The sequence below is a fragment of the Staphylococcus sp. MB377 genome, from assembly GCF_001922505.1.
Classification (GTDB): domain Bacteria; phylum Bacillota; class Bacilli; order Staphylococcales; family Staphylococcaceae; genus Staphylococcus; species Staphylococcus haemolyticus.
In genome coordinates, this window is the sequence record NZ_MAON01000044.1 from 1 (window position 1) to 11,651 (window position 11,651).

At 31.9% G+C, this 11,651-nt stretch carries 12 protein-coding genes; 10 read left to right on the top strand and 2 right to left on the bottom strand.

Annotated elements, in window-relative coordinates:
- Positions 1-510 (top strand): transposase (locus tag BB045_RS08575; RefSeq protein ID WP_142236918.1); only part of this gene is annotated, 510 nt, incomplete at its 5' end.
- 83 nt (positions 511-593) lie between these two features.
- Here the strand turns inward: BB045_RS08575 and BB045_RS08580 are convergent.
- Positions 594-1,739: a globin domain-containing protein gene (locus BB045_RS08580; RefSeq protein ID WP_070441244.1), complete on the bottom strand. Its 1,146-nt coding sequence runs from the start codon at positions 1,737-1,739 to the stop codon at positions 594-596.
- Between the two features lie 262 nt (positions 1,740-2,001).
- Here BB045_RS08580 and BB045_RS08585 point away from each other — a divergent pair, with 262 nt between their 5' ends.
- From BB045_RS08585 to rihC, 6 genes are all read left to right on the top strand, one after another.
- Positions 2,002-2,319, top strand: coding sequence for a DUF5011 domain-containing protein (locus tag BB045_RS08585; RefSeq protein WP_011276172.1), 318 nt, complete (start codon positions 2,002-2,004; stop codon positions 2,317-2,319).
- Between the two features lie 295 nt (positions 2,320-2,614).
- Positions 2,615-3,739, top strand: a complete 1,125-nt coding sequence (qoxA, locus tag BB045_RS08590) for a cytochrome aa3 quinol oxidase subunit II (protein ID WP_070441247.1) — start codon at positions 2,615-2,617, stop codon at positions 3,737-3,739.
- Positions 3,739-5,727, top strand: coding sequence for a cytochrome aa3 quinol oxidase subunit I (qoxB, locus tag BB045_RS08595; protein WP_070581460.1), 1,989 nt, complete (start codon positions 3,739-3,741; stop codon positions 5,725-5,727). The genes qoxA and qoxB overlap by 1 nt, the downstream gene beginning before the upstream one ends.
- Positions 5,717-6,322 (top strand): cytochrome aa3 quinol oxidase subunit III, encoded by a 606-nt coding sequence (qoxC, locus tag BB045_RS08600; protein ID WP_037535537.1) that lies wholly within the window; start codon positions 5,717-5,719, stop codon positions 6,320-6,322. Before qoxB ends, qoxC begins: the two co-directional genes overlap by 11 nt.
- Positions 6,319-6,609 (top strand): cytochrome aa3 quinol oxidase subunit IV, encoded by a 291-nt coding sequence (gene qoxD / locus BB045_RS08605; protein ID WP_011276176.1) that lies wholly within the window; start codon positions 6,319-6,321, stop codon positions 6,607-6,609. Before qoxC ends, qoxD begins: the two co-directional genes overlap by 4 nt.
- A gap of 142 nt (positions 6,610-6,751) precedes the next feature.
- A complete protein-coding gene (gene rihC, locus BB045_RS08610) occupies positions 6,752-7,651 on the top strand; it encodes a ribonucleoside hydrolase RihC (protein ID WP_070441252.1) in 900 nt (299 codons plus the stop codon).
- A 63-nt stretch (positions 7,652-7,714) separates the two neighbouring features.
- Here rihC and BB045_RS08615 read toward each other — a convergent pair whose 3' ends face one another.
- Entirely contained in the window at positions 7,715-8,890 is a 1,176-nt protein-coding gene (locus tag BB045_RS08615; protein ID WP_070441255.1) for a serine hydrolase domain-containing protein, read from the bottom strand.
- Between the two features lie 452 nt (positions 8,891-9,342).
- Between BB045_RS08615 and BB045_RS08620 the strand changes: the two genes are divergently transcribed.
- The 3 genes from BB045_RS08620 to BB045_RS08630 all read left to right on the top strand — a co-directional run bounded on the left by BB045_RS08620 (position 9,343) and on the right by BB045_RS08630 (position 11,651).
- Positions 9,343-10,599 (top strand): LCP family protein, encoded by a 1,257-nt coding sequence (locus tag BB045_RS08620; protein WP_070441258.1) that lies wholly within the window; start codon positions 9,343-9,345, stop codon positions 10,597-10,599.
- Between the two features lie 18 nt (positions 10,600-10,617).
- Positions 10,618-11,088, top strand: coding sequence for a DUF2538 family protein (locus tag BB045_RS08625; RefSeq protein WP_070441261.1), 471 nt, complete (start codon positions 10,618-10,620; stop codon positions 11,086-11,088).
- Between the two features lie 140 nt (positions 11,089-11,228).
- Entirely contained in the window at positions 11,229-11,651 is a 423-nt protein-coding gene (locus tag BB045_RS08630) for a GNAT family N-acetyltransferase (RefSeq protein WP_070441264.1), read from the top strand.

Here is an 11,651-nt window from a genome sequence, read left to right on the forward strand (position 1 = left end):
ACCTCTAATAGACCGCTTTATAATAAATATAAAAGTTATTGGAAACTATTTCTTAAACCTTTTGAAACGCTAGAAGCATTTAATTATCATAAAGTCCATTTATTTAAAGAGTGGAAAACCGAAAAAGGCATTATAAATTACTTATTAGGTGTAGATGTTGAATTATTTAATACATATCACTACGTTCATGAGCTAAGAAGATTATTAAAAGAAAATCAAATAGAGAAATTTAGTCATAAACTCTTTTCTATTCATCTTTCAGATGTGTGTCCTAAATTACGCCCAGTCATTAGAACTTTAAGACGCTTAGCAGCTTTCATTGAAAATACTATGACATATTCTAACCTGACCAATGGTCCGTTAGAAGGAATTAATAATAAAATCAAACTCATTAAAAGGGTATCTTTTGGTTATAGAAATTATGATAATTTGCGTAATCGAATTATTATAACTTCGCGACTATTTGCCTCAACAACAAAAAAAGAGATTAAACAACCTAAGGTTGCTTAATCTCAATATTTGGACTCATCAGTCCGATTTGACGTAGAGCCATAATTTATACAAAATCTTATTAATAAATATCTATTTCAATATTAAACTGCAACACTTAATTTTGGTACAAATGTTTCATAATGAATATGACTTTGATCAACATCTAATGCTTTTAATACTTCAATAACAGATTGAATAAATTTAGCACCACCACAAACGTAAACCTCTGTATTTTCACTTATATATTTTTCTAAGTATTCTTTAGTTAAATAGCCATTTTTTTCGCGATCATAAAGTTCATATTTTGCTTTGTCTGATTTTTGACTAATATTTTCTAAATATGAAGTGAATGGTGTATCGTTGACATCTCCAGTTACTTGAATAAATTGAGCATTACTATCTTTAACAACCACTTCATTAAACATTGAAACTAATGGTGTAACACCGATACCCGCACCAATAAATAATTGAGGCTTTTCAGGATTTGCAACCGCAAATGGACCTACAGGTGCTGATAAATTAATTTTGTCTCCTTCTTTTAATTCATCATGCAATATAGTTGAAACTTCACCTTCATGGTCAGTTGTCACATCACGTTTAACAGCAAATGTTAAACGCTCGTTTTCTCCAGATACAATTGAATAATGTCTTTTTGCGCGATATGGCATTTTTTCACTACTTACATCCACAGTGATGTATTCACCAGGTGTAAATTGACTTAAATCATAGTCAGTAGATTTAACTGTGAAAGCTTTGATATCTGAAGATAATTGTTCGATTTTTTCAATTTCAAAAGGTTGGAAACCTTCCCAAAGCATACTAGCATAGATATCTTTTTCAACTTGAATAAACACATCTGCGATTTCTTGATAAGCTTTCTTCCAAGTTTGTATGATTGGATGATCATCTTCTAGTCCTACTACTGCCTTTATTGCTTCTATTAAATTTTCTCCAACAATGTCATAACCTGCTGGCGGAACTTCTAATGCACAATGTTTATAAGCGATTTCTTTAACTACAGGCATGATGTTGCCTAAATTATCAATATTAACAGCTGCCGCTAAAACACTTTGCGCTAATGCAGTTGATTGAAATCCTTTTTGTTGGTTCGTTTGGTTAAACATATTTTTTAATTCTGGATGTTGATTGAACATTCTATTGTAAAAATATGAGGTTATTTCAGTGCCTTTCTCTTGTAATACTGGTACCGTTTCTTTGATAATGCCTTTTTCTTTTTCATTTAACATGAAAGTCACTCCCATTTAGTTAAATATTTCAAACCTTTCCAAATTCATTCTATTCCAATTTGCAAAATTTTTAAATCAATTGTAATTAAATTCACAAATTGTTCATTTTACATAATCTTAATATATATTTTTCCTCTTATTATTTAAATTCTTAAAATAATACGATATATTAGGACTATAGTATGATGTTTATTTTCAGAATATATTGTATAGTTTAATTAAATTAGTCAATGACTTTATTTTTTTAACGGAGGTTAACTTAATGAATAAACTAATCCAGTCACTTTCAGCGCTAGGCGTCTCCGCAACTCTAGTTACCCCCAACTTAAGTGCAGAAGCAACAACTAATCACTCCCCTGAGCTTAGAGGTGTGAATGATATCGTAATCGAAAAAGGCCAAAATTATAATCTACTAAATGGAATTAGTGCTTATGATAAAGAAGATGGTGATTTAACACATAAGATCACTGTAGATGGTCATGTTGATACTTCTAAAGTAGGCAAATATAAAGTGAAATATAATGTCATTGATTCAGATGGTGCAGAAGAAACTTCAACTCGATACATAGAAGTTAAATAATATGACAAATTTTTGAGATGAGATGAATAATCTCATCTTTTTTTGTGTCAAAAACACTTGAAAACATTGAAAATGATAACATTTCTCAACTATATGCGTATATCACTTAAATTTGTCATTTTTCACATAATAGACACATAATTTTAACAAATCTTACATTCCCCGTCATTCCTATTGTTTCTAGTTGTTTCCTATATATAATTATAATTTTTTTCGGATAAGTACTTGTAAATATTGCGTAATAAACTAAAATTAATGATAAGCCCTACATTTGTAGTATTAGGAGGTCAAAAAAGTGTCAAAATTTAAGTCTTTACTTCTAATGTTCGGCACGCTAATTTTACTTAGTGGTTGTTCGAATGTTGAAGTATTTAATGCAAAAGGGCCAGTAGCAAGTAGTCAGAAGTTCTTGATTATCTATTCAATCATCTTCATGCTTGTTATTGTTGCTGTTGTACTTACTATGTTCGCTATTTTTATTTTCAAGTATAGCTACAATAAAAACAGCGAAACTGGTAAGATGCACCACAATTCTTTAATTGAAACAATTTGGTTTGTGGTACCTATCATTATCGTAATTGCTTTATCTATTCCAACAGTTAAAACTTTATACGATTATGAGAAACCACCAGAAAGTAAGGAAGATCCAGTGGTTGTATACGCAGTAAGTGCTGGATATAAATGGTTCTTCGCTTATCCAGAACAAAAAGTTGAAACGGTTAATACTTTAACTATTCCTAAAAACCGTCCTGTAGTATTCAAATTACAATCTATGGATACGATGACAAGTTTCTGGATTCCTCAACTAGGTGGTCAAAAATATGCCATGACTGGCATGACAATGGATTGGACTTTACAAGCTGATCAAACAGGTACTTTCAGAGGTCGTAACTCAAACTTCAATGGTGAAGGTTTCTCTCGCCAAACGTTTAAAGTACACTCTGTAGACCAAAGTGAATTCGATTCTTGGGTTAAAGATGCTAAGAGCAAGAAAACACTTAGCCAAGATGAGTTTGATAAACAACTCTTACCAAGTACACCTAATAAAGAATTGACATTCAGTGGTACGCATATGGCATTCGTTGACCCTGCAGCTGATCCAGAGTACATCTTCTACGCTTACAAACGTTACAATTATGTTCAAAAAGATCCTAACTTTGTAGCTGAGAAAGACTTGTACAAAGATGTTACTGATAAACCACAAAAACCAGCTCGTAAGGTTCAAATCACTAACGCTAACTATAAGCGTCATGGTATGAAACCTATGATTCTTGGTAACAATGATCCTTATGATAATGAATTCAAGAAAGAAGAAGATCATAACTCTAAGGAAATGGAAAAAATCAGTAAAAGTGCAAAAGACGAAAATGCGTCTAAATTTGGTAGCAAAGCAGACAATGATCATGGAGGTGGACATTAATGAATTTTCCATGGGATCAATTGCTCGTTAAAGGTAACTGGATGATTACAATGGCACAAATTGGTGCGCCATTCCTAGTTATTGGTTTAATCGCAGTAATTACTTACTTCAAGTTATGGAAATATCTTTACAAAGAATGGTTCACATCCGTAGACCATAAAAAAATCGGTTTAATGTACTTAATTTGTGCCGTACTTATGTTCGTTCGTGGTGGTATTGATGCATTACTATTACGTACTCAATTAACAATTCCAGATAATACTTTCTTGGAATCAAATCACTATAATGAAATCTTCAGTACGCACGGCGTTATCATGATTATCTTTATGGCTATGCCATTCGTATTTGGTTTATGGAACTTAGTCGTTCCACTACAAATTGGGGCTCGTGATGTGGCGTTCCCAGTTATGAATAACATTAGTTTCTGGTTATTCTTCGTTGGTATGATATTATTCAACCTTTCATTCATTATTGGTGGTTCACCAGCGGCTGGTTGGACAAACTACGCACCATTAGCTGGTGAATTTAGTCCAGGCCCAGGTGTTAACTATTACCTAGTCGCAATTCAAATTTCAGGTATTGGTACTTTAATGACTGGTATTAACTTCTTCGTAACAATACTTAGATGTAAAACACCAACAATGAAATTCATGCAAATGCCTATGTTTACTGTAACAACATTTATTACGACTTTAATCGTAATTCTTGCGTTCCCAGTATTCACAGTTGTACTTGCATTAATGACTACTGACCGTGTATTTGGAACTGCATTCTTTACAGTTGCCGATGGCGGTATGCCAATGTTATGGGCAAACTTCTTCTGGGTATGGGGGCACCCTGAGGTTTATATCGTTATCTTGCCTGCATTTGGTATTTATTCAGAAATTATTCCAACATTTGCTCGTAAACGTTTATTCGGACACCAAAGTATGGTGTGGGCAACTGCTGGTATCGCATTCTTAAGTTTCTTAGTTTGGGTTCACCATTTCTTCACAATGGGTAATGGTGCTTTAATCAACTCATTCTTCTCAATTTCAACAATGTTAATCGGTGTACCAACCGGGGTTAAATTATTTAACTGGTTATTAACATTATATAAAGGACGTATTACGTTCGAGTCACCTATGCTATTCTCATTAGCCTTCATCCCTAACTTCTTATTAGGTGGGGTTACAGGTGTAATGTTAGCGATGGCATCAGCTGACTATCAATACCATAATACTTATTTCTTAGTAGCTCACTTCCACTATACATTGGTTACTGGTGTTGTATTTGCCTGCCTAGCTGGTTTAATCTTCTGGTATCCTAAGATGATGGGTTACAAATTAAACGAAAAACTAAATGCATGGTGTTTCTGGTTATTCATGATTGGATTTAACGTATGTTTCTTACCACAATTCATTCTTGGATTAGACGGAATGCCTCGTCGTTTATACACTTATATGCCTTCTGATGGTTGGTGGTTATTAAACCTAATCTCTACTATTGGTGCATTATTAATGGCTGTTGGTTTCCTATTCTTAGTAGTAAGCATTGTATACAGTCATATCAAAGCTCCACGTGAAGCTACTGGAGATAACTGGGATGGTCTTGGACGTACTTTAGAGTGGTCTACTGCTTCTGCAATTCCACCTAAATACAACTTTGCTATCACTCCAGATTGGAATGACTATGATACATTTGTTGATATGAAAGAACATGGTCGTCATTATTTAGATAACCATAATTATAAAGACATTCATATGCCAAACAATACACATACAGGTGTAATTATGGGTATATTCATGTTATTAGGTGGTTTCTTCTTAATCTTCGAAACTGTAATCCCTGCTGCAATCTGCTTAGTAGGTATTCTTGGTTCATTAGTTTACCAAAGTTTCGTACAAGATCATGGTTATCATATCCCTGCTTCTGAAGTTGCTGAAAATGAAGCTCGTTTAAGAGAAGCTCGTATTAAAGAAAGGGAGGCTGTAGGTCATGAGTCATGATACAAATACTGTTGATTCACGTACGCACGAAGGTCAATTAAATAAACTTGGCTTCTGGATTTTCCTTACAGCCGAATTCTCATTATTCGGTACTTTGTTCGCAACGTTATTAACGTTGCAACATGGTGGCGATTATGCTGGCAAAATGACAACAGAATTATTCGAGTTACCGCTTGTATTAATTATGACGTTTGCCTTATTAATTAGTTCTTACACATGTGGTATTTCAATTTATTACATGCGTAAAGAAAAACAAAACTTAATGATGTTCTGGATGATTCTTACTGTCCTTTTAGGTCTAGTGTTCGTTGGATTCGAAATTTACGAATTTGCTCACTATGTTTCTGAAGGTGTAACACCACAAATTGGATCTTATTGGTCTAGTTTCTTCATCCTATTAGGTACACACGGTGCTCACGTATCATTAGGTATTGGTTGGATCATTTGTTTATTAATTCAAGTGGCTACACGTGGTCTTAATAAATTTAATGCTCCTAAATTATTCATTGTAAGTTTATACTGGCACTTCTTAGATGTTGTTTGGATCTTCATCTTCACTGCCGTATATATGATAGGGATGGTGTATAGCGGATGAATACAATCGTAAAACATACAGTCGGCTTTATTGCCTCAATCGTCTTGACGTTATTAGCAGTTTTCGTAACTCTATACACAAACATGACATTCCATGCTAAAACAACAATCATCTTTGGCTTTGCATTTATTCAAGCTGCAGTTCAATTATTAATGTTCATGCACTTAACTGAAGGTAAAGATGGTCAAGTACAATCGTTCAAAGTTATCTTTGCGATTATCATCACATTAGTGACTGTTATTGGTACGTATTGGGTTATGCAAGGTGGACATTCTCACCACTTATAATTTAATATTTATCTCACACAAAGAACCTGTTATGAAACTCGTCAAAGTTTCAAACAGGTTCTTTCTTTATGCTTTCATTTCATACCTGATTTAAGTTATCTTTAATTTAAATCATTTATTGTGAAGGAGATGCATTTGAATAATGACTTTACCTATAATCATAGATACTGATCCAGGAATTGATGATGCTGCTGCATTGAGTGTTGCCCTATTACATCCATTCTTCGATGTAAAAATGATTTCCACAGTCAATGGAAATGTCAATATAGAAAAAACGACTGCTAATGCTCTGAAATTGAAAGCTTTCTTCAATAGTGACGTACCTGTTCACAGAGGTTCTGCAAAACCGTTAATTAATAAAGCAATAGATGCAAGCCAAGTTCATGGTGAAAGTGGTATGGATGGATACGACTTCCCATCTATATCAAATGACCAATTAGCTTCTACTAACTCAATAACTGCAATGAAGGAGATACTTTTACATTCAAACACCCCTATTACGCTTATAGCGTTAGGTCCACTTACGAATATTGCTCTATTGATAAGTACGTTTCCTGAAGTTAAAGATCATATTAAAGAAATTGTCTTAATGGGAGGAAGTTCAGGACGAGGTAATGTAACGCCACTTGCAGAGTTTAATATCTATAGTGATCCTGAAGCAGCGCATATTGTATTTGAGAGTAACCTTCCCATCACTATGATTGGACTTGATTTAGCACGACAATCGCTGTTAACTCATGACTATTTAGCGTCATTTGAACATATGAGTAGAACAAGTTCAATGCTCTATCAAATCTTTCAACATTATAGAGAGAAAGACTTCGCTAAAGGGTTAAAATTATATGATGTCTTCACAGTATTATATTTACTTGATCCTGAAAGCTATGAAACGATACTAGCTAGTGTACGAATTGAATTACATGGCACATTGACCAAGGGAGCTACAGTTGTTGATTACGACTCCCCCTATCCAAATTGTAAAATTGTTACTTCAAGTCTAAATAAGAACTACTGCTCAATATTTAAAGACACAATTAAATAATTCATTTTAATTAAAAAAAGCTATAACAAAATGCATCTTTATTACATTTCGTTATAGCTCTCTTTATTTGGTTTCATAAATATTTTGACCAAGTAATTGATAATAAATATGAGAAATAATTGACTCATTTGACACTTTAGAATAATCAACTTTATTCGTAGCCAGTACAATAATATAATCTTCATTAAAATATACCGTAAATATTTGACCGAAAAACACACCATTAATTCGATTGACTTGAGGAGTCGAATAGAATCCATATCTATAAGATTCTGGATATTTAGTGCTCCCAATTTCTTGAAGTAATGATGTTGTAACTGCTTGATTGAAAATATTATTTTGCTGTAAATCATTAACTAATCTAGCCATATCATGTGTAGACATAAATAAATTTCCTGCACCATAATATTGACCTAATACATTCGGATTCATCGTTTTTAGTTTATTATTTTTTACTTTGTATCCAGTGGCCATATCCTTTTTATAAGGCTTTTCATTAAAGAAAGCACTATGCTCTAAATGATAGGGTTCTGCTAGTAATTTATAATAATTTTCCACATAAGAATGATGTGTTACTGCTTCTATAACTTGCGCAAGAACTAGATAGTTAGCATCGTTATATAAATGCTTATGATAATATTTACTATTAATCCCTCTTCTTTGAATATCATGAACTGCCCCATCTAAACTCTTTGTATTAGGATTAGCATTAAATTTATATAAACCACTTCTATGTAACATTAAATCTTTCAATGTAATTGTTTTATTTGTCTTAAACCACGGCAAATACTTAGTAACAGGGTCATTAATATTAATTTTGTTTGATAATTCTAAGTGCTTGAGTACTAAGCCAGTAGTGAATTTTTGAGCTGATCCAATTAAATACATCGTATTTGCATTGCTTTTTTTCTTACTGCTAATATTTTGATAACCATACCCTTTATCAAGCATTAATTTTCCATCTTTTAAAACTGTAATTGATCCATTGAAATGAACATTTTTTAAATACGTATTAATTTGTTCAATATTATCATCTTTTGCTTGAACCGTTTTGAGCTTATCAACTGTTTTATAGTTTTTATCACGATGTTCTATATAAGCCTTGTTATCATTAACATTGTTATATTCACTGTCCTTAATACTATAGTTAGTAATTTTAATGACGAATAATATAATGAGAAGTATTAAAACAATTAATACTAAAATAAAAGCTATAATTTTTAATTTGTTATTTTTCATGGAGTCCCTCTTACGTCTAATATAGAAGTATATCTAAATTAAAACCTATTCTATCTAAATCATTTTTTATTCGTTTAATATTTTATATTATATAACACAACACCATTGAATTCATCTTTCTTTAATCATACAGTTATAATTTTTTATTACATCGTACTTTAGTATGATAAAGTATTATCTAATATTGCTTAACCATCTTTTGTAAATTCTATTTTAATAATGTAAATTTTGTATTAAACTTAAAGTTGTAATTCTCTCCAAAAAGTAATACAATTTAAGGGTATGAGAGTATACATTATATATAATTACACCATCCTTACAACTTTGAATACAAGCAAAAAATATAAATTTATTTTTGATTTTATACTTCATGTTAAATAAAAATGTAACAATTTTTATTTTTCAAATCATAAAATCTCTTATAAAAGATAATATGTATAGGAGCAAATGCTATGAACCGATTTTTAAAATATTTTATGATGCTACTTACACTAGTACTAATCGTTGTTCCTGTAATTTTTATCATCAATTTGTATAAAACTTCTGAAAGTGCAATGCAAGCCTCATATGATAAATCTGATTCGAAGCGTCAATCAAACATACGTGAAGGAAAAGTAAACCCTTCTAAAGATGCAGTTTCAATCTTATTTTTAGGAATTGATGATAATGAAGGTCGTCGTAAAAATGGCCAAACTACAGAACATTCAAGAACGGATTCTATGATTCTTTCTACCTTCAGTCCTGAAAAGCGTCAAATACGATTACTTAGTATCCCACGTGATACGATTAGTTATATACCAAAAGTTGGTTATTACGACAAGATAACTCACGCACATGCATACGGAGGACCTGTAGCTGCTATGGATTCTGTCGAGGCGACATTAAACGTTCCTGTTGATTATTATGTACGAGTAAATATGGATGCCTTCGTTGAGGCAGTTGATGAACTTGGTGGTATTTATTATGACGTTCCTTACGACTTAAATGAGCCTAATACAGACGATAGCGGTAGAATTAAAATTAAAAAAGGCTATCAAAAACTTAATGGTGATGAAGCGCTAGCCGTTGCAAGAACACGACATCACGATTCTGATTTAAAACGTGGCGAAAGACAAATGGATTTAATTAAATTATTATTCCAAAAAGCTAAGAGCCTTGATTCATATGATAAATTAGATGATTTAGTACAAATAGTTGGGAAAAATGCGAAACATAATTTAACTTCTTCTGAAATCAAATCTCTAGCATCTATGTACTTATCTGATGACATTGAATTTAAAAAGTCTCAACTCAAGGGTAAAGATGATTACTTACAAAATATTTACTATTATAATCCGAGCGTTAGTAGTATTATGAAATATTCAAATATATTGCGTTCTGATTTAGGACTATCTAAAATAACAAATAAGGATGAATTCTTAGATCAACGCGTTATTAAACATTACGGTACACTTGTACCACTTACACCTCTTGATCAGTCTTTATTGAAAAATAATCAAAAAGATTCATCTTCTTCTGATGATAACATCGATGATTCAACAAATTCAGATAACAATAATAATATACAATCATCTGAAGAAAATAGTTCAAACTCAAATGAAGGTATTGACCAAAGTAGTCAAGGTAGTACTCAAAATGATAACTACAATCAGACAAATAGTTCTGATTCATTCAATAACAATCAAGATCAAATGAATCAAATTTACTAATTGAGAGGAGTACAAACTATGTCACGTAAAACATATGAAAAAGCTGCTAACATTAATGGTATGTTTAATGTTTTAGAGCAACAAATTATTCATAGCAAAGACATGGCATTATTTAGAAGTGAATTCTTTTACGTTAATCATGAACATCGTGAAAATTTTGAAGCATTATTAGTCTACTATGGTGAAAATTCTGTTAATCCAATTGTAAGTGGTGCGTGCTACATTCTTGCTTTACCAGAAATCTTCAATAAAGTAGATGTTTTTGAATCGGATTTACCGTTCTCATGGGTTTATGATGAAAATGGTATTACTGAGACAATGCAAAGTATTAGCGTTCCTCTTCAATATCTTATTGCGGCAGCATTAGAAGTTACTGATGTAACATTATTCAAGCCTTCAGGTTTTACAATGGGCATGAATAATTGGAATATTGCTCAAATGAGAATATTTTGGCAGTACAGTGCGATTGTTCGCCAAGAAGCCTTATAATAAAACAATTTCCACTCCTTTTTACAAATTTGTTGTAAAAAGGAGTTTTTTATATCTTTAAATCATATAGAATAACTTTATACTTTTATAAATTTAATTTTTGTAACTTTTAATAATTACATATATATGGGGGAATTAAGATGTTTGAAATAGTAAAAAACAAAGATATGTTATCAGAATGTTTTTTTATTAGAAGAGAAGTATTTGTGAAAGAACAAGGTGTTCCCTTGGAAAATGAATTAGATTCATTTGAGGAAGAATCTACACATATTATTGGCTACGACAAAAATCATGTACCTTTTGCATGTGCGAGATTTAGACCTTATAACAACGCAGCAAAAGTAGAAAGAGTTGCTATTTTAAAACCTTATAGAAAAGATGGGTATGGCAAAACAATGATGCACGCTATTGAACGTTTTGCAAAAGATAAGGGATACAATCAATTAGTTTTAAATGCTCAAGTACAAGCTCAAGGCTTTTATGAGAAACTAGATTATATTCAAACGGGCCCAGTTTTTATTGAGGAAAATATCGATCATATAAAAATGTATAAGAATATTTAA

Bases quoted from the DNA above. Each gene is read 5' to 3' on its own strand.
- BB045_RS08585 (WP_011276172.1), top strand. From the start codon at position 2,002: ATGAATAAACTAATCCAGTCACTTTCAGCGCTAGGCGTCTCCGCAACT.
- BB045_RS08625 (WP_070441261.1), top strand. From the start codon at position 10,618: ATGTCACGTAAAACATATGAAAAAGCTGCTAACATTAATGGTATGTTT.
- BB045_RS08630 (WP_070441264.1), top strand. From the start codon at position 11,229: ATGTTTGAAATAGTAAAAAACAAAGATATGTTATCAGAATGTTTTTTT.
- BB045_RS08620 (WP_070441258.1), top strand. From the start codon at position 9,343: ATGAACCGATTTTTAAAATATTTTATGATGCTACTTACACTAGTACTA.
- rihC (WP_070441252.1), top strand. From the start codon at position 6,752: ATGACTTTACCTATAATCATAGATACTGATCCAGGAATTGATGATGCT.
- qoxC (WP_037535537.1), top strand. From the start codon at position 5,717: ATGAGTCATGATACAAATACTGTTGATTCACGTACGCACGAAGGTCAA.
- qoxD (WP_011276176.1), top strand. From the start codon at position 6,319: ATGAATACAATCGTAAAACATACAGTCGGCTTTATTGCCTCAATCGTC.
- BB045_RS08615 (WP_070441255.1), bottom strand. From the start codon at position 8,890: ATGAAAAATAACAAATTAAAAATTATAGCTTTTATTTTAGTATTAATT.
- BB045_RS08580 (WP_070441244.1), bottom strand. From the start codon at position 1,739: ATGTTAAATGAAAAAGAAAAAGGCATTATCAAAGAAACGGTACCAGTA.
- qoxB (WP_070581460.1), top strand. From the start codon at position 3,739: ATGAATTTTCCATGGGATCAATTGCTCGTTAAAGGTAACTGGATGATT.